This window comes from Bacillus sp. ISL-41 (genome assembly GCF_018613235.1).
Lineage (GTDB): Bacteria > Bacillota > Bacilli > Bacillales > Cytobacillaceae > Mesobacillus.
On sequence record NZ_JAGGQP010000027.1, the window covers coordinates 1 to 21456 of the forward strand.

Consider the following 21456-nt stretch of genomic DNA (forward strand, 5'->3'; position numbering starts at 1 on the left):
TGTTTAGTTTTCAAAGAGCAAGTTGTTCAGTTCGTCGCCCAGAAGCGACTTTATTAATATAACACGTTGATTTGTTATTGTCAACATCGTTTTTTGTTTTTCTTTTTCGTAAAAACCGATGTTTGATTTTCAATTCAACGTTGTTTTCCTGAAGCGAGATTAAATATACCATGGATAAAATATGTTTGCAATATAATTTTAAAAGAATTTTTCACAAGAAGAGAATTCTTTTCAGGTTTTCCGAGTTTCTTCTTATTAAAGTGTTTTATAATAATTTCTTACAAAGTCCTCATATAATTTAAAGGTTTTTATAATAATTTCTTATAAGTCCTCATATAATGCTTTGGAAAAACTATTTTACAGAGGTGATCCTACTTGCTGCAATCAATCGCACTATATCTATCATTATCTATGGCAATTCTTTTATTTAGCATTGCCTATATTGAAGCCATTAAAATTGCAAACACTGAAGGAAAGGTTCACGGTGGAACTCTTATTTTAAGCTCTGTCTGTGCATTATTATTTTCAAGGTTCACTTACCTATTCATTTAAAAACATTTAAAAAAATCCCCTCTTAATGAAGGGGATTTTTTTGTCTACCCCTTAAGGTCTCGCATCTATACTCTTACAGTTTTTCTCTAGCAGCCTGGCGCAGCAGTTTTAAATCTCTCCACATATATGCTACTTCGATAAATTCTCTGCCTGCAATTTTCACAACTTCTTCCCCAGCTTTTTGCGGCTGAAGGCTTTCATAAAATTTCCGGCTTTCATTATCTGCTAACACCCACACGAGGATGGATTCGTAATTTTGATTCAGCAAATCATCCACACCGGCTTGCAGCAGCCTCAGGCCCAGTTTTCCTCTTTGATACTCTTTAAGGATATAGATCGCGTACAATTCTCCGTCGGCTTTAAAATTCCCTGATCTTTCTTTTCCAAAGGATGCAAAGCCTACTATTTCCCCTTCTGGATTAACAGCGACAAAAACCGGAGAGATATTAGCACTTTCTGATAAGCTTTTTTCCCATAAAGGTTTCCGGTCCTCCACCTTTAAAGTATCCAAGTAATCCTGGCTTATAATCCCCTGATAAGTTTCTTGCCAGCTTCTGACGTGAACCCTGGCAATTCCGCTTGCATCATCTTTTGTAGCCTTTCTAATCTGCACATACATCCCCTACCCCGATATTGATTTGATTTCGGCTTGATTTTTCAGCTTCATCTTTCTTTCATCTACTAAAAACAATGTTATGCCTGCAATAACAACTAGTCCTCCGATAATCTGAGTCCAAATGACTTTTTCACCGAGCAGATAGAAGGCAAGTACGGTTGCGCCAACTGGTTCGAAAAGTATCGCCATCGAAATAACTGAGGCGCTGATCCATTTTATTGACCAGTTGAACAGTGTATGGCCAAGCAGAGTTGGAATCAGAGCTAGAAGGATAAAGTAAACCCAATCACTCGTAGGATATGGATAGAACGAGTCACCAACAGCTACTACATAGAAGAACAATGTAATTGAACTGATGCTATAGACGATAAAGGTATAGGTTATTAAAGACATCCTTTTCCTGACTGTTTGGCCAAATAAAAGGTATACGGTTACTAATGCACAAGCTACAATCGCCAAAAAATCTCCAAACAGAGCGCTTCCACTGATTTTAAAATCACCCCAGCTGATGATGACACTGCCGCCAATCGCAATTACACCACTTAAAATCGCTTTAGCTGAAACACGCTCTTTAAAGAACAGATAAGCACCCACAAATGCAAATAGAGGCTGAAGAGTGACCAGCACGGTTGAGCTCGCTACCGAGGTATAGTTTAGTGATTCAAACCAGAGGATAAAATGGAAGGCCAGAAATATCCCGGCTATTCCGGTGAATACCCAATCCCGTTTCGTAATAAGACGAAGTTCCGAAACATACTTTATAAGAAACACCGGCAGCATTAATAGTACAGAAAAGAATAATCGATAAAAGGCTATGACTCCAGACGGCGCGGATGAGACCTTTACCAGGATCGCAGAAGTTGAGACTGCCACGACACCGATTGCTACCGCCATATACGGATTTACTTTAGGTGATTGCATTTCTATTCTCCTTTAAGTTATACAATGTGAATTAAATGTATTTTACAATGAATTCGAGGTTTTATCTTGAATTATATTTTATTTTTTCTATAAAAAGTTTAGTCCGTGGTTTTTAGGGAAAGTAAATACATCTTATTTAGGGGCAGGAGAAACGATATGTTCTATTCAATTGATATGGAAATATTGCTAAAGTTGGGGATTTCCGCATTCTTGGGCCTGGTGATCGGGCTCGAACGGGAGATTAAAAGAAAACCGGTAGGACTTAAAACAAGCCTTGTTATATCAATCGTCAGCTGTCTTTTAACGATTGTATCAAGTGAGTCGGCTTATATGTTCCCTGGGGATGAAGATGTGAATATCACGATGGACCCGCTCCGTTTGGCAGCGCAAATCGTCTCAGGGATAGGTTTCCTAGGTGCCGGAGTTATTTTACGAAGAGGGAATGACACAATTTCTGGTCTGACCACGGCAGCGATGATTTGGGGTGCCGCTGGAATTGGCATCACGGTTGGCGCCGGGTTTTACTGGGAAGCCATTGCTGGTGTTGCTCTACTCATTGTGAGTGTGGAATTCATACCGTTCCTGATGACTTTCATAGGTCCAAGACAATTAAGGGAAAAAGAGATCCGGCTGCAGTTTAATGTCAATAGTCGGGAAAGTATAGCCGATATTATTACCAGGATCAAAGAGGAAAAAATCGCCTTGAAAAACGTCCGAATTAAGGATCTTGCAGAGGGAAACCAGCTGGTGCAATTGATTGTAACCGTGGACTTCCGCAGAAAGACGACGGATGTGTATGAAACGGTGTCGGAAATCGATGGGATCAACAGGGTTGAAATCGAAGGTTTGTAGGAAAAGCCGCTTATTGCGGCTTTTTTGCGTGCACGTGAAATTTTGTCTTGCATGTCCGGCGAGATGGTTATATAATCTTTCTTGTACCTTATCTATTAGATACGGGGGATTAGCTCAGCTGGGAGAGCGCAACGCTGGCAGCGTTGAGGTCAGGGGTTCGAGCCCCCTATTCTCCACTTCCTAAAAAAGCCGTCAAACCAATTGGTTTGACGGCTTTTTTCATTATTGATTATCTTCCTTCATTAAACGAAATACTCTCCATATCCTTTATCTCTTTAGCTTACCCAGGAAATACGCATTTTTTATAATAAAGTAAGGGAAAATATCATTGAGTGCTTCAGTAAACTTTGTAAGACGGTCTAAACCCTTCCTGATCAGACAATTTTGTTCAAGAATTTAATATTCAATTAGTAATTGAGGTGTCAAATACATGCCCATGCTGAATATGAAAAGTACCAGTCTGTTTTATACTGTAAAAGGAAGTGGAACTCCGATTGTTTTTATACATCCTCCTGTATTGACTTCAGTGAACTTCCAATATCAATTAGAAAAACTCTCAAAAAATTTTCAGATTATTACCTTCGATATTAGAGGACACGGAAAAAGCCCATACTCCACAGAACCCATAACCTATCCACTGATTATCAAGGATATCATTTCAATATTGGACCATCTTAATATAACCAAAGCGTTTATATGCGGATATTCGACGGGCGGTTCTATTGTTTTGGAATTCATGCTGACGTTTCCTGAGAGAGCTTTGGGGGGAATTTCGGTTGGGGCAATGCCCGATGTGAATGACGATTACTTGAGAAAGAAGATCTCTTTAGGAATCAAGCTTTCAAGCAAAGGAGCCATAAACTTATTAGCCTGGTCCATCTCCTGGAGTAATTCAAATAATATAAAGCTGTTTAAAAATATGTTTTCAGAAGCTAAAAAAGGAGATTACCGCAACATTGAGCAGTATTACCGCTATAGTCTAAAATACAATTGTGTCAATCAGCTGCATGAAATTACTCTGCCTATCCTACTGGTTTATGGCAAGAAGGATAAGCCCTTTCACTCTTATGCAAAGCAATTGCATGAAAAATTGCCCCAAAACGAATTGCATTTTATCGAGAATGTCGACCACCGTGTCCCTACTAAGGGTGCGAAAGAACTTAACCAGCTAATTTCTCAATTTATAAATACAAAATGACAGGTATCTATAGGTACCTGTCACCGTTCTTGTAAAAAGCAACTTTAAGTCAATCTCTATTCTGAAGTTCATTTACCGTGATGAATGAATATCCTTCTGCACTCAATGCCTTCAAGATTCCCTCCAGTGTTTGAAGCTCTTCGCCTGTCTTATCATACATAGGATGCAATAAAATGATGGATCCCGGTTTTACATTGTTCTTGATGTAATTTATTTTCTCGGATGACTTGGTGAAATAGGAATCGGGCTCAAGATTCCAGGTGATTGTATCAATATTTTGCTGATCCAGGTAATAAGGAAGAGCGAGCAGTTTTTTCCCATTAGGCGGCCGGAAGTCAATTTCACCGGTAAAGCCGGCCTTTACTATCAGCGTATTAGTTTTCTGGATTTCCTCTTTGATAAAGGAAGGGGATTTCAACACCATTCTATTATGGGAGTATGTGTGATTCCCAATTTGATGGCCTGCCCTGGCGATGAATTGTGCCGCTTCTGGATTTTTTTCGATTTCATTGCCAATCAGGAAGAATGTTGCCTTGGCATCGTACTTCTCTAATATTGGCAAAATGTCTTCCACTTGTTGTGTAGGGCCATCATCAAAGGTTATAGCCACTATTTTTTCGTCGGTATTTACTTGGGCTGTCAGTCCGCCGAACAATTGAAAAGTCCTGGAATTCATCAATTTATAAGTTCCTAGTAAAAGGAGGATTATTACTATAGTTAAAGTTCCAAAATAGATGATTCTTTTCTTCATAAGTTACCTCTTATTTCTCCCGTCATTTATCTGTGTATTAAAACTTCTCCTTGAACAATCCAATCCGCTTTATTTCCTCAAGGTGAATCGCAGACAGGCCCTCGAGAATCTCCATTCCTTTATCCGTTACATCTATCAATACGCTTCTCCCGTCTTCCGGGTTTTTCCTGCGTGAGACCAGTTCTGACTTTTCGCAGCGGTCAATCAGTCCGACGCATGAATGATGGGTGATTTGCAATCGTTCTGCCAGCTCGCTCGGTGTAGCATAATCCCTTTCCGGGTACCCTTTGATGGCTAGCATCAATTGGTGCTGCTGAGCTGTGATGCCCATATTTTCAGCTGCTGTTTCACTGAACTTCTGGAACTTCCTCAATTGGTACCGAAACTCCGCGAGGTACTCATATACGTCTTTACTAAGCAAAAATTCCACCTTACTTTCTTATTGATAATTATATCTTAACACGATATAATTAAAATACAAAATATCGTAATACGATATTTACATCTAAATAAAGGGGTGCTTTTTATGGATCTTTTACATTATCTTTCTCCAAACTCAATTTCGGGCGTCATTTTTTTCATTGTTGGAAGTTTGTTTACTATTTATTTGCACTTAAAAGTTTATAAACTTTAATACGGGATTAAATCTATATATAAGAATCTATCTTTTTTAGTGAAATAGTCCTTTGTCACTTTTTCCTCGCCTAATCTATATTTGATGGGGAATGTAAAGTTAGGTCCATCGAACACAAATGAATGGAATTCTCCATTCTCTCCGCAAATATCATGGTCTTTCGGATATTCCATGATAAATTTTCTATCATATACTTTTCCTGCATAGGACGGCTCCAGACTTTCTAAATCAACACATGTTAAAACCGTTTTGAATCCAAGATCAACAAACTCACGACTTACTTCCTCAACAGGTAAACCCCAGAGAGGGAATATTGGGATTATTCCCGATGCTGATAACATTTTTTCTCGATATTCCCGAACATCCTGAAGATGTATATCGCCAAAAGCGATATGGGTAACTCCGTCTTCTGTCATGCCGGCCATTGCTTTTCCCATAATGTCTTGATATTTTTCATCCGGACAGTCCTTTGGAAGCCAGACCTCTCTTAATGGAATTCCCAATGACTCAGATTGAAGCTTCAACAGCTCGTAGCGGACTCCATGAATCGATACGCGATCGAATCCTTCCGTCAGCGTCACGAGCAATGAATCAACCTCAAAATCAGGATTGTTTTGTATTTTGTATAATGCTAGCGTAGAGTCTTTTCCGCCACTGAATGAGACTGCTATTTTCATATTTGGCCCTCCTTCGCCAGGTTATGTCTATGCAACAATTACCGCTTCTAATAAAATCCCTTCAACTTATTATACCTGATAACGCACCTCACTGTGACTTCTCGTCAAAATGGATCATTTCTTACTCATATAATGAAGGATCCACTAACGCTGTATACGCTAAGTAAATCACCATACAGATGGCCATTGTGATGAATCCCCACCCGAGGATTATCTGATCAACTACCAAATAATTGTTGCATAGCTGATCGTTTGCTTGAATATATAACCAGCCCATACCCAGGAAAATCACTGTGAAAAATCCAATGGTAAAATTTTTCCGGTTCTTGCTGAGTTTTTTCCAGGAATCTCTCAGAGGCACTCCCGCCAATAATGGCAGACTGATAAACTTGAATAATTCCACACTATTTCCCGTCAAGGCTTCATCCATTGTGCGCGGCAGCATCCAATAACCCATGATGATGATAAAAAGAAGGGTTCCTGGAATGCCCTCTTGATTATATTTTAAAAAGAAATGAGGAAAGCGCTGCTGAAAAAACTGTCCCATGAAAAATCCGGCGATCACCAGCATCGGCATCTGCATATGCATGTGAATGATCATGACGGATTCCATTAAGTTTGCAACAGGAGGAAGCATTAAACCGATTAAAAGTGCGAGCCCAAACAGAAACTGATTCATCTTTATTTCCTCCTGTCTGCTTCTAGAGTCTCTTTCAACTTATCTGCAGCCTCATTTACCTTTGTAAAATCCATTACGTTCACTAGTTCTCCCTGCCGGTCCACTAAATAAAACGCTGAATTATGAGCGAAGTTCCCATTTCCATCTGGGATCACAATGACGCCAAACTTCTCCAGCAATGTGTCTAACTGATCCTGGTCCGGGATCCTGGCCATTCTCCATGTCTCCCCATCACTTCCGAATAAATTCTTATACTTATTCAAAGTAGCTGGGTCATCTTTGCCCGGGTCAAAGCTTATGCTTAAAAAGACAATCTCCTTGCCTATATATTCACTGGGAAGCAAGTCGTACACCTGCGACATATTTTCTTCTAATTTAATGCATATCGTAGTGCAGCCTGTATAAATAAAAGTGATAAATACATACTTACCTTCAAATTCAGATATAGAATAGGACCGCCCCTCACTATCCTCAAAGGTTACTTGTGGAAACTGGGGCTGTTCCTCAACCAGCTTTGTCACTCTTGCTGTCTCTGCTGTATAAGCAGTGAATCCGTCTGTTCCTGTATAAAATAAAAGCAGTCCAAACACCAATACAACTATACAGGAAATGAGCGTTTGCCGATTTTTGATCAAATTGATCACATCCCATTTTTTCAGTTGTGATTCTTTTAAGGATTAAGATTTCACATATCGTGCTGATTTGAAAGAGATAGCCCTGAATCAGGAGCTATCCCTTTGTTTACATTACAAGAAAGTTAAAAGGTTTTTGCAATAATGTTAGCTCCAGCGCCTAGCCAGTTTTCATCCTGAAAGTGCTCCCCGACTATCTTGCGATAAGCGTCAGCCTTGAGCAGTTCGAGTCGTTTCGGCTGACTAAGGCGCTTGCGCTTTTCTTTTTACCAAGTTTTAAATGGCGGCGATCCTGGAGGTGCATTCATGATCATGTCTGCGATTGGCAGGACGTAAGCCATTGAAACAACCAACAGCATGAGTACAACCCAGATTCCCCAGCGTTCTGTCCAGTATGGAGTTTTCGCTGCCCCTGCTACCTCTTCGGCAATTGGGAATTCTGTTACTCCCTTAGGTGCGAAGAACATGAGGTTGAACACCGCATAAACTTGAAGGATGACGGCAATCAGCAATAAGCTTGCTCCTATTCCTACCGCTGCCATAAGAGGGTTCCATCCAAGTTTTTCCGCAAAGTCTCCATAGGTGGTGAAGGATGTTCTCCTTGGTGAACCGAAGAGACCTGCAGCATGCATGGAAATCGACATGATCACCATGCCTACAGTCCAAATGACGGTTTGAATCACGCCCAATCTATTTATGGCAGGAGTCAACACCCGTTTTGATAAATATGGAACCAGCCAGTAACTGATGCCGAAGAATGTCATGATGACAGACATTCCAAGCGTCAAATGGAAATGGCCTACCACCCACATCGTATTGTGTACAACCTGGTCCAATTGGTTTGTGCTTTGAGCAATTCCGCCGGCTCCAGCTGGAATGAATGCTACCATGGCGATAAATGGCGACAGGAATCGTACATCTCCCCATGGCATCTTTTTATACCAGCCAACCAAACCCTTTCCGCCTTTCGCTCTTGCTGTACGTTCAAATACCCTGAACATCGCGTATGCGGTCATTAAAGAAGGAAATCCAATAGCAAGGCTCATGAATACGTGCATATATTTGATGGACTCCGAAATACCAGGGTCAATGATCTGATGGTGGAATCCGCCGGTAATGTTCATGATCACTAACGGTATGACAACCATACGAGTCAAAAGATCATTCCAACGGTGTCCGCCGATTATTTTTGGTACGATTACATACCATGCTGATACAGCTGTCAGATACCAAATGTTCACGGCAGTATGTCCGAATGCCCAGAAAAGTGTACGCGCCAGCAATACGTTTATGCCGTCAGTCCAGCCAAGTGTCCATGGAATGATCATGAAAAGGACTTCTACTGCAACAAAAGCTGTTGCGCCGACTAACAGGACAAAGACACCAGTTGCAAAGAAGGCGAGAATCGGGAGATGTTGTCCTTTGTGATTCCTTCTCCAGTTTGCAACCTGAGTAAACGCTCCCAATGAAAGCATCCAGATTCCCAATACAATGAACACTAAGCCAAAGTAAAACATTGGCGATGCAGCCATTGGCGGGTAGAAGGTGTACATGACAGAGGCTTCATTCTTTAAAATCGGAATGACGACCAAAACAAATCCAAAGATTTTCATCCAAAAACCGATCCATGCCATTTTCCTTACTTTAGGCAGCAATCCACCCAGCGTGTGAGAGAGTCCGGCATAAAAATATCCAATGGTGAAAAACGCGGATAGTACAACAACTAACAGGATTCCGTGGGCCGTCAGCACCTGATAATAGTTAAGCCACGGAGGCAATTGCAGGACACCGGCGCGGTTGAGACCTTGCAGCAAGCCCAGAAAGCCGCCGAGCAGCATAGCGATAAACGCGATAGATAAGTATGATTTCGAAATTCTTGCATCTTCGTTGCTGATTCCTAATACTTGATTAGTTTTTTGTTTAAATGAAGTTGATTTTAATGCAGACTGCACATTCTTTCCCCCCTTTTAATTAACGATGATTTTCGTGCTCATTGCCTGGTGTCCTGCACCGCAATATTCATTGCATAACACCAAATATTCACCTGGTTCATCAAACTTCTGTGATATTTTTTGGATATGCCCCGGCATAACCATTGCGTTCAAATTTGTATTTGCCACCTGGAACCCATGAACAACATCTTTTGACGTTAAAGTGAAGTGGACAGTTGATCCAGCAGGAACTTCGATTTCCATCGGTGTAAAACTAAATACCTGAAGCGTCATGACAACTTCATACTCATTTTCACCAATTTGTTTGATTCCCGGCTCATCAAACGGAGCTGTCTGATCGACCTTTTGGGGATCGATCGTTTCTTTATGGCTTGGGGGCCCCATTCCCAAAGCCACTGCCTGGTACCCAGTAAATATCATGAAACCCATGATCATGCCAAAACTTAAAAACAGCCAGATTTTTTCATCTAAATGCATTTCTCTCTCCCCCTTCTAAACTCTTGCCATATAAAGTCCAAATAGAATAAAGTACGTAGCAAGAATCACTGCTCCCACTACTCCAACCGATATCCAGGTCCCTACCTTTGTTTTCTCGTGACTGGTAACCTCCACGATTTCACCCTGAACTTCTGTCTGGGCCTTCCTGTCTGTCGCTTTCAACCAAATCCCCTCCTTTGATTTCTTACCTTCATCTTAATTGCGAATGATTATCAATGTAGTGAGTCAAATCACATATAAAACCCCTGGGAGTACTAGAAATTTATCTTTTTTTAGAAATGTTTTAAACTTTGGCAAACAACAAAAACCCTCGCTTCATTCATCGAGGGTTTTAAAAAACAACTTGTAATTTTCAATACGCTTGGGGGCGAACCCCTTAAGTAGTTCAGAATGAGTTTATTAGTTTTTAAAAGAGGGTAAACATTCATCTACCAAGAAAGCCAACTATGGTTTTTCCATCATGGATTTTTATATTTCCCAACAATAGTTCAACAGGAGGATTTTATATGTTTAAGGATATTTTGACTACAGAAGAACATAATTTAGTGAAAGAATTAAAATATAAGGTTATAGATGTGGCTAATAAAAATGAAAGAGAATCGATTCATGGCGAAATCAATGCCATTTTTGAACAGGCCAAAACTCGCTTTCTATCGAGTATAAATAACTAGTCTGTATTAATTCTTCACTGACAAAGAGGCAGAAAAACCAATTGGTTTTTCTGCCTCTTGTCATTATCCTGATACTCTTCTTAACATTTGTTCCTGAATTATTTATTCCAATAATCCAGCTTCTCTTAAATACTTCCGTGCTGTCTCTTCAGCCGACTCCCCTTCTACATTCACCTGATAATTCATTTTCCGCATTTCGTCATCGGTGATTTTACCGGCCAGCTTGTTGAGCGCCTTGACGATTTCGGGATACTTCTCTGCTGTTTCAGCTCTCATGAGCGGGGCTCCCTGATATGGAGGGAACAAGTTTTTATCATCTTCAAGTACGACGAGATTGTATCGCTGGAGCTCGCTGTCGGTTGAGTAGGCATCCACAAGGTTTATTTCGTCATTTTTGATTGCCCTGTACCTGAGTTTCGGTTCCATCGTGATCAGGCTTGGCAGGTTTAGTCCATAGAGTTTTTGGATTCCTTTATATCCATCTTCCCTGTCTGAAAATTCAAGTGTAAACCCTGCTTTTAGCGAGGATTCAATTGACTTCAAGTCAGAGATAGTTTTCAAGTCATTCTCTTCAGCCAGCTGTTTAGGAACTGCTAGAGCATACGTATTGTTATAGTGCATTGGCTGAAGCATTTCCATACCAAACTCTTTTTTCATCCCATCCCTTGCCTGCTGGTATACTTCTTCCCTGTTTGTGCTGCTGGCTGTTTCTTTTAAAAATTCCGAAATGGCCGTGCCGGTGAATTCGGGATAAATGTCAATATTGCCGTTTTCCAATGCTGCAAAAACAAATGGAGTCTTTCCCAGTCCAGGTTTCAACTGGACAGAATGGTCCGTTTCTTCTTCAATAAGAAGTTTATACATATTGATCAAGAGCTCTGGTTCGGCACCCAGTTTTCCTCCAATAACAATCTCTTCTTCATTTTTTCCGCCTAAAAATGGAATGACCATTATGAAAAGGACTGCTAAGGATAAGGCACCAATGGTGATAAGGGATTTTTTAAAGGAAACCGTTTCAAACCTTCTGAGCACAAGGTCGAACAGGATGGCAAGCAAGGCAGCGGGTATTGCGCCAAGAACGATTAATGTCGTGTTATTCCTGTCGATACCAAGAAGGATCAGGTCACCTAAGCCGCCCGCTCCTATCAGCGCGGCAATCGTCGCTGTTCCGACAATCAAGACCATTGCCGTCCGGATTCCAGCCATAATGACTGGCATCGCCAATGGGAGTTCAACTTTGAGCAAACGGCGCTTGCTGTTCATTCCCATGCCCCGGGCGGCTTCAATTAATGATGGATCAACCTCATTGATTCCTGTATATGTATTTCTTAAAATCGGCAGCAGCGCGTATGCCACAAGGGCAATGATTGCAGGGACTTTGCCAATCCCGAATAAAGGGATCAACAATCCAAGGAGCGCAAGGGATGGGATTGTCTGGAGGATCGCAGTAATCCCAATGATTCCTTCTGAAATCCGCTTCCTTCTAGTCAGGAAAATCCCAAGAGGAATGGCGATTAAGACTGCAAAAAACAGCGCAATAAAGGAAATTTGTATATGTTCAAGCAGAGCACTTAACAGCTCGTCTTTTCTATCTGTAAAAGTGGAAATCCAGCTGTTCATTTAATACCCTCCATCTGCCGGGATAAGATCCGGATCATTCCCTGTCTATCTATCGTGCCGATTATTTCATCTTTTACTTCAACTGCTAGCTGTTCATGCTCGCTCAATAAGGCGAGGATTTCATTTATCGGTATTCGGGAGGATATGACAGGTAGATTGTCCGCTTCTCTTGGATTTACAGGCTTGACACCTTCACGAATATCCACGATTTCTGCCTGAGCCTGGTCAATCCCGACAAATTCACGGACAAAGTCATTCGCCGGCTGTTGGAGCAGCTCTTCCGGAGTTCCGGTCTGGACAACTTCTCCATTCTTCATCAGACAAATCCGTTCTCCGAGCTTAAGCGCTTCACTCATATCATGGGTCACAAATACAATGGTTTTCTTTATGTTCTTTTGCAGTTCGATAAGATCATCCTGAAGCTTCTCTCTGCTTAGGGGATCCAGGGCGCTGAATGGCTCGTCCATTAAAATAATCGGCGGGTTTGCCGCAAGCGCCCGAGCCACGCCAATTCTTTGCTGCTGTCCTCCGGATAGTTCATGAGGAAGTCTTTTACGATACGTTTCCGGTTCAAGTCCGACCATATGCAGCAATTCATCTATGCGCTGATTGATTTCTTTCTGTTCCCATTTCTTCATTTCCGGAACAACCGCAATATTTTCTTCAATCGTCATATGCGGAAATAAGGCAATTTGCTGAAGGACATATCCAATGTCCCAGCGAAGCTCGTGAATATCATAGTCACTGATTTTCTTATCCTTGATTTTAATGTAGCCCTCCGTAAGAGGAATCAACCGATTGATCATTTTTAAAGTTGTCGTTTTTCCGGAGCCGCTTGGACCAATCAGGACAAGCAATTCCCCTTCCTTGATATGTAAATTAAAATTCTTTACCGCGAAGGTTCCATCGTCATATCTTTTCGATACATTTTCAAAGCTGATCACTTTTTCACCCCTAAGTCTTCTTGTCTTTTAACTATTGTTGGCACTTTGGTGATTTCTTATTTTAAGTGCCAAAATGATGCTAAATAAATACTACCAAAGGAAACACCTTTGGTAAAAGAGGCGCATCCTAATCTGATGTAAGACAAAAATACCTTTACCCTAAATACAAGAAAATCATTCCAATACAAAAAAAGCTGTAAAACCAATTGGCTTTACAGCTTTGTTTGGACTACTTATTTTAAAATTTCATCAATCATGTTCAATTCTGATTCGCTGAAATTAAGATTGTTCAGTGCAGCGACGTTTTCTTCAATTTGGCTGACCTTGCTTGCACCGATAAGTGCTGAGGTGATTTTTTGTTCCCTGAGCACCCAGGCAAGTGCCATCTGGGCAAGTGACTGGTCGCGTTCCTGGGCTATTTCATTTAATTGTCTAACCTTAGTAAGGACTTCTTCCGAAACATCTCCTTCGTTCAGGAAGCTGTTTGGCTTCAAGGCCCTGGAATCTGTGGGAATTCCATTGATGTACCTGTTGGTCAGCAATCCTTGTGCCAGCGGAACAAATGCAATCGAACCGACTCCTTCTTCTTGAAGCAGATCGGTAAGTCCATTTTCTACCCAGCGGTTAAACATCGAATAAGCAGGCTGGTGAATCAGCAAAGGAGTACCCAGCTCTTTTAAAATTCCGATGGCCTGTTTCGTCTCCTCGACGCAATAATTGGACAGTCCTACATACAAGGCTTTTCCTTGTCTGACGACATGGTCAAGCGCCATCATTGTTTCCTCTAAAGGCGTTTCTGGATCTGGTCTGTGATGGTAAAAGATATCGACATAATTAAGGCCCATCCTTTTTAAACTCTGGTCGAGGCTGGACACGAGGTATTTTCTTGAACCCCAGTCGCCATAAGGTCCCTGCCACATTCCATATCCTGCTTTTGTTGAGATGACCATCTCATCACGGTAGCCTGAAAAGTCCTTACGCAGGATGCTGCCGAAGTTTTCTTCTGCTGATCCAGGTGGCGGACCATAGTTATTCGCAAGATCAAAATGGGTAATACCAAGGTCAAAAGCTCTTCTGATTAACGAACGGCCATTCTCAAAAGGATCCTGGCCGCCGAAATTATGCCATAACCCCAGTGAAATAGCTGGCAATTTAAGTCCTGATTTGCCGCATCTGTTATAAGTCATTGTTTCATAGCGATTGCTGTCTGGTTGATATGCCATTAATTGAAACCTCCATTAAATAGTCTGTTTTAGTTACCAACCCAATGGGTCAGCTTGAAGCTTTTGTTCCCATATCTCCTCTATCTTTTCTGCTTTTTCAACAGAGATACTTTTATCTGAAGCAGACAGATTTTCTATCAGCTGCTCGAGATTTTTGTTTCCAGGAATGACGGTAGAGACTTCCTGATAATTAAGAATATACCTTAAAGCCAACTGGACCAACGATTCACCAGGTTCCAGCATTTCCTTAAGGACAGGCAGGAGTTCTGCTCTTTTCTTAAGCTGTTCACGGCTCCAGCGACTCCGGATGTCTGTAAAAATATTGTTTTCACCATATTTGCCTGACAGCCACCCAGAATCAAGCGGAACTTTTACAATCAGTCCGACATTTTTTTCTGCTGCCTTCTTGAAGGCTTTTCTTGGTTCCTGATGAAAAATGTTGAACATCACCTCAATAACCTGGCTTCCGGTATTCCGAATCAGCTCATCCATTTCTCTCGCAGAGTCCACTGAAGCACCATAAGCCCGGATCTTGCCTTCCTGTTTGAGGGATTCCAACACATCAAAGTGATCCGTAACCCCGGTCAGGATTTCAAACGGTGGGTTATGAAGCAAAATCGAATCAAGATAATCCGTTTTAAGCCGGCGTAGGCTATTTTCAACCGAACTGCGGATCTTCTGTGAATCGAAATTCAGGGTGTTATCTGGATGATGACCGAACTTGCTGTTAATCACCGCCTCGCTCCTTCTTCCAGTAAGAGCTTTCCCAAGCAATGACTCACTATTGCCCCCGCCATAATTAGGGGCGGTATCAAAGAAATTGCAGCCCTGCTCAAGCGCTTCATGCACCAGCTTGATTGCCTGATTGTTCTCCATACCTTCCCAGTCCCTGGCGTTCCCGAGCTGCCAGGCACCAAAACCAACTTCCGACACCTTTATCCCTGTGCTTCCAAGCTGCCTGTATTTCATCTCACTCCTCCTTTCAAAAATAACGATTACGCTGTCTGTACCCTGTCTTCAACCAGGACCTTCTTCTCCCAGACTCGGCTTCTCCATCTGATATACATAATGATTCCTCTGAACCATTCATCAATGATAAAGGCTATCCAAATGCCAGAAAGTCCGAAGCCCATTGTAATCCCTAAAAAATAGGCGAGCGGGACACTGATTCCCCACATCGAGACAAGAGCCATCTTCACCGGGAATACAGCATCTCCGGCTGCTCGGAGAGAGCTGATCACAACTATATTAAAGGTTCTCCCAGGTTCAAGGATCAGACACAAGAGCAGAACCTTGCTTCCTTCCCTGATGATTTCCTTATTATCGGTAAAGACCCCAAGTATAGGTTCTCTGATTGCAACGATTACTACGGTAATCGCCATTGTGATGATAATACTTAGTTTCAAGCTTTTTAATAGTTGATGGTAGGCTTTATCAAACTCTCTTGCCCCTACTTTGTATCCAATCAGTATTTGCGTGCCCTGGCCTATCGCGATTCCGAATAGCATCATAAATGACATGATGTTAAAGGTGTATACCCTTGTTGTCAGTGCCATAGCCCCCAGCAAACCTATAATGACGGTAATCGCCATCTGGCTGGTGTTATACACAACATTTTCGCCAGCGGAAGGAACACCGATTTTCAAAATCTTTTTGATAAAAGATTTATTGAAGTTCAGATAGTCTTCTAAAGCAATTCTCATAGGGAGCCTGCGGTATAGTAATCGGAATATCAGAATCACTGCGATTGCCCGGGATATGGCTGTCGAAATAGCCACACCCTGAACACCCATTTCCGGGACGCCGAATAGTCCGTAAATAAATAAACTATTACCCGCTAGGTGAATGATATTCATGACAACCGAAATGACCATTGCCTCTTTTGTTAACCCATTTGCCCTCAGGATTGCCGACGCAGTGACAAGCAGCGCCTGTGTAAAAAGTGTTCCACCAACTATCGTTAAATACTGTTGAGCAAGACGGTGTATTTCGGGCGTCAGATTGAACATTTGTAAAAATAAATCGTTGAAAACAACCACAATGATACTGACGATCACTCCAAATATGAGATTCAAAGAGAGTGAGAGACCTGAAATCTTTCTTGCATCAACCTGAAGTCCTGCTCCAAGGTTTTGTGATACCAAAACTGCAGTTCCTGTGGCTACAAAACCAAATACGAGGATCATGAAAAATACGAGCTGATTGGCCACCCCTACAGCCGCAACAGCTTCATCCGAAATATGGGACAGCATGAAAGTATCCGTGCTGCCCATTAACATGTGCAAGAACATTTCTATAAAAATAGGCCAGGTAAGTGCTAATAAGCCAATCTGTTTAGGCAGACTGTTGTTTTTCTGTATAGTCATCTTGCATTTCCACCTTTTAAAGTTCACTATGATGGTCAGTATTACGCTGGCCTCCGCTCATTCAACTGTGATAGTTAATAAATTTTTAAGCAACGCAATGGAATAGAAGGAAAAAGGCAGAAAAGACTTGCTGTTCTGCCTCTTGATTCCGACCTATTTGAATTTTATTGGCGAATTTCATAATAATTCGACCACATTTTGAGTTTTATTGGCGAATTTTTAAATAATTCGACCACATTCCCAATTATTTCGACCAAGTCGCCCCATCCGCTAATTAACTTAGTTTTTTATGATGCTTACATTGTCCAGATAGACATTCGTTGCCGCATTGCCGTCTAAAATATTGCCGAGTTCGAAAACGATTTTGCCATCGTTAAAGGTTTCTTCAGTCATGACAAAGATATAGCTATGTCGTTTCATTTCAGTCGTTAAATCCACTGTTTTTGTTGGCATATAGCTAATGAACCAAGGATCGTATGACAACTCTTTCCCTATATTGACATTCATTTTCCTTGGCACATCTGCTCTTGCATCAAACGTTACTGTATAGCTGCTGCCATTTTCAAAAAGCAGGTCCTTCTGAAAGACTTGAGGGGAATATGAAGCATCGCCAACCTGTGAAATCGCAACCTTCAGTTCTCCATTTTCAGCAACCATCTCTCCAACAGCATAACCGCCCCACTGGTCGCCCCACCATGCTGTCCAACCTGCTGTGCCTTCACCGAATGTTCCGTTGTCAATCCCAGGTGTGGAAACAGGCTCTTCTTCGGCCGTAGCGTCTCTAACCTTTAACACCACGTTATCGATAAATACATCATGTGCGCCGACTGGTGAAAGAGCGTTTTTACCAAGAAGCATTTTGAAAGACGCAATGTCATCATCGGGCATGGTGAATTCATATGTGAATTGCTGCATTTCGTCACTAAGAGGGATCACTTTTTCGAAATACCTGTGGTACTGTGCGTTTTCTATCGTAACCTCTGCCTTCCTCTCCTTCGTAGAGCGAGCGGCAAAGCTAAGCTCATAGACTACTCCCTTAGCAAGGCTTAAATTCGGCTGTTCCAAAAGGACACTCCAGGTTTCATTGCCTTCATGGCCGATACTAACTTTTGCCTCGCCATTTTCTACTGTAACTTGGCCACCTGCATCGTAATGCACATAACTTCCCCATGATGAAAAACCGTCTGAAAAATCACCATTCTTCAAAGGATATAAGTCGATATCTCCATAATCTGGAGTATTTGAAGTCTTCAACAGGACAACATCATCCAAATAGACATCGCCGGCTTCGTTTCCAAAACTAAAGACAAGTTGAGCTTCTGGATTGGATACATCCTCTGGCATTGTAAATTCCAATGTGTACTCTTCCATATTGGAAGTGAGTTCGATTGTGTCCATTCCAGAGTAATTAACCGTGTCGTCCACGTTCATAAGACTGACTTGAATTTTTCTTGGTTCGTCTGATCTTGCTTTAAAGCTAAGCTTATAATCATTTCCCGCAACCAGGTTCATCCCCTTTTGGTCAAGCTGGACTGCTTCCGGATGGCTGCCACCATCTTCAATTGCCACATCTAGTTCTCGTGTGTTTTCAGAAACAGATGCCGTTGCAGATGCCTCGCCGACTGAGAAATTCCAATACATCATTCTATCCATGCCGCCCTGGTCAAATGTACCATTATAAACGTGATTCCCATTCGGCAGCGGCTGCTTAGTCGCATCTTCGTCTACCGGAGTCCCAGTAATATCTTCTACTTTCACGTTACCAATCCAAACTGGGTTGGTCCCGTTCCCGCCAAGATTGAATTCAAGTCTGGCTGCGATATCGGTTTCATTTAGCATATCAAAAGTGAAGTCATAGGTTTTCAGTTCATCAGATAGCTGGAAGGATTCCTCATTAGAATACTTTACCCAGTCTCCTTCAGCGCCCGCACCAACTTTTACCATCATGTTTCTGGCAGCTGTCGATTTGGCGTCAAAGCTAACCTTATACTTCCCGCCATTTCCTAGCGAGATGTTCTGAATCATTTGCAGGGAATAAAGCGCTGATCCGGGATTTGAAATTTCCGTCTTGGCAAAATTTGTGCCATCCAGATTTTGAACTGAAATGCTGCCAACTCCGTCAAAATCCGGTAAGTGGACAAAGTTCCAATACTTTAAATTCAGCTCATCACCAGGCATACTCACATCAGTAATTGCTTCCTCAAAATTCTGGTCATAAACTAAATTGCCATCCTCCATCGGCTGTTTCGCATCTGCAGGCAATACAACAGGCCCTGCCACTGGCTCAATCGGCTCGCGGTAATCCCGTTTCTTCAAATCGTATACCCTGACATAGTCGACTTCCATCTGGCTTGGAAATATCGTCGTCTCGTCAACTTCCCCGTCAAACCAGCCGCCAACTGCGAGGTTCATAACTAAATAGAATTCCTGGTCGAAAGGTGCAGGATAGGAAAAGTTTGCTGCATTATCCGTACCTTTTGAGTACCATTTATTCTGAGTTTGATAGAGTTCTCCGTCTACATACCAGCGCAGCTCGCCAGGCTCCCATTCAAGGGCATATGTATGCCAGCTGTCGATGCCTCTGTTTTTAGGAAGCTCGAATTCCTTGCCGGTATACTTATTATTCGGCCAGCCTTCGCCATAGTGGATCGTTCCTGCCACTTTATGCGGACTGCTTCCCCACGCCTCCATAATATCGATTTCACCTGAAGCTGCCCATGTACCATATTTATCTTCTTCAGGAAGCATCCAGATCGCGGGCCAAAGTCCTTTGCCTGTCGGCAGTTTCGCCTTGATTTCGTATCTGCCATATTTCTTGCTGAACAAGCCCTTTGTCTTTAACTTGGCAGAAGTATAATCATAGGTGCCGAATTGATCCGTAACCTTTTCTTTTTTCGCTTTTATCACAAGCTTGCCATCATCGATGAAGGCGTTTTCACTAGAATCCGTATAATACTCTTTCTCGTTGTTGCCCCAGCCAGGTGTTATCCCATTTCCATCCTCGTCCACGATCCAGTTCCCAATATCATAGGTCCATTTGCTGCGGTCGATTTCGGAGCCGCTGAACTCATCAGACCAGACAAGCGACCACTCGGATTTATTCTGTTTTGTTTTCAGCATTTCATTTTCCGGCTTATCTTTAGGAGCCGCGTTACTTGCTGCAGGTAAAATCATCATGGCACTCAATAAAAGAGCCAAGGTCTTCTTCATACCAATTCCTCCTTCATTATTTTACAAGAGTTAAGATCGGTTTCTAAAACAAACCACCCCCTTTTCATGTAAATCACTTAGCATAAAGCACATTTTGTCATGACAAGGAGGTGGCAGAACTTAACTTTCTATAATGAATGTTGTAATCGAATGACCAGGCAGCTCGGCTTTGGCAGTCTTGCCTCCGACTGATAGTGAGAATGACTCAGTGGTGTCTGCATCGTTCATGACAACCGCGACAATCGAGCCATCTTCATTTTCGAATGAAACTGCTTTTAAAGATTCATGATTTAGTTCATGACCGATTCTAACTGCGTTCGGCTTAATGTATTTGCTGAAGTGTCCAATATAATAAAAGGAGCTGTTATAGTGAACCTCTCCGGTTTTAGTATCGACGATGACCGGTGCGTCGCAATAATTGCCTACATGGTTCGGCCCGCCCTGTTCGTTCAGGACGATATTCCAGTCAATCCAGCCTTCAAGCCAGTTGTTGATATCACCCATGATGTTCCTTGCGTAGCGTTCTCCAGTATGCCATGCGCCGAGCTGTACTCCGCCTTCTATGCAGCCTTCGGTAAAAATCAGGTGCTTATCAGGGAAGTCTTCATGAATCTTGCTCAAATTCTCGAATTCTTCTGATACATACCAGTGGAGCCCTGTGCCCCAAATATATTTTGCAGCCTCGGAATCTGATAAAATCGTTTTTGCCCGCTCATAGGCAATATCCCTGTTATGATCCCAGATGATGATTTCCTTATCACCCAGTCCTTCCTGTTCCATGACAGGTCCTAAATGATTTTTAACGAAATCGCGTTCTTCTTCGGCACTATATCGGCAGGAGTCCCACACTTGAGTTGCCTCCGGCTCATTTTGTACGGTGATGCCCCAGATTGGAATCCCTTCTGATTCCATTGCCTTGATGTATTTCGTGTAGTACAAAGCCCATGTATCATAAAATTCAGCCTTCAGCTTCCCGCCGTTGTTCATTTCATTATTCGTTTTCATCCAGGCTGGAGGGCTCCAGGGAGAAGAAAGAATCGTTAATCCTTCCCCCCTGGCCTCTACAGCATCCTTTATGAGCGGCAGTACGTATTTCTGTTCCCGCTCTATCGAAAATGTTTTTAGTTCGACGTCATTTTCCTCGACATAGGTGTAATTCTCCAAGGCAAAATCACAGCTGTGGATATGGGTCCTGCCAAGGCTGTAACCTAGACCTGTCTCCTGGTTAAAATAGCTGTCGATTATTTTTGCGCGTTCTTCCACGGAGATTTGTGCCAATGTGTAAGCAGCTGCCTCTGTAAAAGCTCCGCCGAATCCCATGAAGTTTTGATATTTCTTTTCTGGATCAAGCTTCATCACAAGATTTTGGCCAGGCTCATCTGTAAAAGAAAGATTGCCCTTGTCCGCAAAGCGTTCTCCTGTATTCTTGACTGTCTGGATCATTTTTAATTCCATGTGTC

20 protein-coding genes and 1 tRNA gene are annotated in these 21456 nt (G+C 42.2%); 4 read left to right on the forward strand and 17 right to left on the reverse strand.

Annotated features, from left to right (window positions below; genetic code table 11):
* Positions 1–625 precede the first annotated feature (625 nt).
* Together J7I80_RS12865 and J7I80_RS12870 are read right to left on the reverse strand one after the other, a co-directional pair.
* Complete coding sequence (locus tag J7I80_RS12865) at positions 626–1165, reverse strand: GNAT family N-acetyltransferase (RefSeq protein ID WP_214738756.1); 540 nt, start codon at positions 1163–1165, stop codon at positions 626–628.
* Positions 1166–1174: 9 nt separating this feature from the next.
* Positions 1175–2089: a DMT family transporter gene (locus tag J7I80_RS12870; RefSeq protein ID WP_214738757.1), complete on the reverse strand. Its 915-nt coding sequence runs from the start codon at positions 2087–2089 to the stop codon at positions 1175–1177.
* A gap of 156 nt (positions 2090–2245) precedes the next feature.
* Here J7I80_RS12870 and J7I80_RS12875 point away from each other — a divergent pair, with 156 nt between their 5' ends.
* The 3 genes from J7I80_RS12875 (at position 2246) to J7I80_RS12885 (ending at position 4139) form a co-directional block, all read left to right on the forward strand.
* On the forward strand, positions 2246–2941 hold the full coding sequence (locus J7I80_RS12875; RefSeq protein WP_214738758.1) for an MgtC/SapB family protein: 696 nt from the start codon (positions 2246–2248) through the stop codon (positions 2939–2941).
* A 103-nt stretch (positions 2942–3044) separates the two neighbouring features.
* A tRNA-Ala gene (locus tag J7I80_RS12880) sits at positions 3045–3117 on the forward strand.
* A 254-nt stretch (positions 3118–3371) separates the two neighbouring features.
* A complete protein-coding gene (locus tag J7I80_RS12885; protein WP_214738759.1) occupies positions 3372–4139 on the forward strand; it encodes an alpha/beta fold hydrolase in 768 nt (255 codons plus the stop codon).
* 49 nt (positions 4140–4188) lie between these two features.
* Here J7I80_RS12885 and J7I80_RS12890 read toward each other — a convergent pair whose 3' ends face one another.
* The 8 genes from J7I80_RS12890 to J7I80_RS12925 form a co-directional block, all read right to left on the reverse strand.
* Positions 4189–4890 carry a polysaccharide deacetylase family protein gene (locus J7I80_RS12890; RefSeq protein WP_214738760.1) on the reverse strand — a complete coding sequence of 234 codons (702 nt, stop codon included), beginning with the start codon at positions 4888–4890 and terminating at the stop codon, positions 4189–4191.
* Between the two features lie 37 nt (positions 4891–4927).
* The gene (locus tag J7I80_RS12895) at positions 4928–5320 is read right to left on the reverse strand and encodes a MarR family winged helix-turn-helix transcriptional regulator (protein WP_214738761.1); all 393 of its coding nucleotides are present in this window, start codon (positions 5318–5320) and stop codon (positions 4928–4930) included.
* Positions 5321–5520: 200 nt separating this feature from the next.
* Positions 5521–6201, reverse strand: a complete 681-nt coding sequence (locus tag J7I80_RS12900) for a Dph6-related ATP pyrophosphatase (protein WP_214738762.1) — start codon at positions 6199–6201, stop codon at positions 5521–5523.
* A 121-nt stretch (positions 6202–6322) separates the two neighbouring features.
* Entirely contained in the window at positions 6323–6880 is a 558-nt protein-coding gene (locus tag J7I80_RS12905; protein ID WP_214738763.1) for a hypothetical protein, read from the reverse strand.
* A gap of 2 nt (positions 6881–6882) precedes the next feature.
* A complete protein-coding gene (locus J7I80_RS12910) occupies positions 6883–7515 on the reverse strand; it encodes an SCO family protein (protein ID WP_214738764.1) in 633 nt (210 codons plus the stop codon).
* Between the two features lie 263 nt (positions 7516–7778).
* On the reverse strand, positions 7779–9464 hold the full coding sequence (locus J7I80_RS12915) for a cbb3-type cytochrome c oxidase subunit I (RefSeq protein WP_214738765.1): 1686 nt from the start codon (positions 9462–9464) through the stop codon (positions 7779–7781).
* 15 nt (positions 9465–9479) lie between these two features.
* Positions 9480–9941, reverse strand: a complete 462-nt coding sequence (locus tag J7I80_RS12920; protein ID WP_214738766.1) for a cytochrome c oxidase subunit II — start codon at positions 9939–9941, stop codon at positions 9480–9482.
* Between the two features lie 15 nt (positions 9942–9956).
* Entirely contained in the window at positions 9957–10124 is a 168-nt protein-coding gene (locus J7I80_RS12925) for a hypothetical protein (RefSeq protein WP_214738767.1), read from the reverse strand.
* Between the two features lie 344 nt (positions 10125–10468).
* Here J7I80_RS12925 and J7I80_RS12930 point away from each other — a divergent pair, with 344 nt between their 5' ends.
* Positions 10469–10633 (forward strand): hypothetical protein, encoded by a 165-nt coding sequence (locus J7I80_RS12930; RefSeq protein ID WP_214738768.1) that lies wholly within the window; start codon positions 10469–10471, stop codon positions 10631–10633.
* Positions 10634–10735: 102 nt separating this feature from the next.
* On the opposite strand, the gene opuFB is transcribed toward J7I80_RS12930, so the two are convergent.
* From opuFB to J7I80_RS12965, 7 genes are all read right to left on the reverse strand, one after another.
* Positions 10736–12253 (reverse strand): osmoprotectant update ABC transporter permease/substrate-binding subunit OpuFB, encoded by a 1518-nt coding sequence (gene opuFB / locus J7I80_RS12935; protein ID WP_214738769.1) that lies wholly within the window; start codon positions 12251–12253, stop codon positions 10736–10738.
* A complete protein-coding gene (locus tag J7I80_RS12940; protein WP_214738770.1) occupies positions 12250–13197 on the reverse strand; it encodes an ABC transporter ATP-binding protein in 948 nt (315 codons plus the stop codon). The genes opuFB and J7I80_RS12940 overlap by 4 nt, the downstream gene beginning before the upstream one ends.
* Positions 13198–13430: 233 nt before the next feature.
* Entirely contained in the window at positions 13431–14420 is a 990-nt protein-coding gene (mgrA, locus tag J7I80_RS12945; RefSeq protein WP_214738771.1) for an L-glyceraldehyde 3-phosphate reductase, read from the reverse strand.
* A gap of 33 nt (positions 14421–14453) precedes the next feature.
* Positions 14454–15389: an aldo/keto reductase gene (locus tag J7I80_RS12950; protein ID WP_214738772.1), complete on the reverse strand. Its 936-nt coding sequence runs from the start codon at positions 15387–15389 to the stop codon at positions 14454–14456.
* A gap of 26 nt (positions 15390–15415) precedes the next feature.
* Positions 15416–16786, reverse strand: a complete 1371-nt coding sequence (locus J7I80_RS12955) for an MATE family efflux transporter (protein WP_214738773.1) — start codon at positions 16784–16786, stop codon at positions 15416–15418.
* 279 nt (positions 16787–17065) lie between these two features.
* Complete coding sequence (locus tag J7I80_RS12960) at positions 17066–19996, reverse strand: carbohydrate binding domain-containing protein (RefSeq protein ID WP_214738774.1); 2931 nt, start codon at positions 19994–19996, stop codon at positions 17066–17068.
* Positions 19997–20116: 120 nt separating this feature from the next.
* Positions 20117–21451: a glycoside hydrolase family 30 protein gene (locus J7I80_RS12965; protein ID WP_214738775.1), complete on the reverse strand. Its 1335-nt coding sequence runs from the start codon at positions 21449–21451 to the stop codon at positions 20117–20119.
* Positions 21452–21456 lie beyond the last annotated feature (5 nt).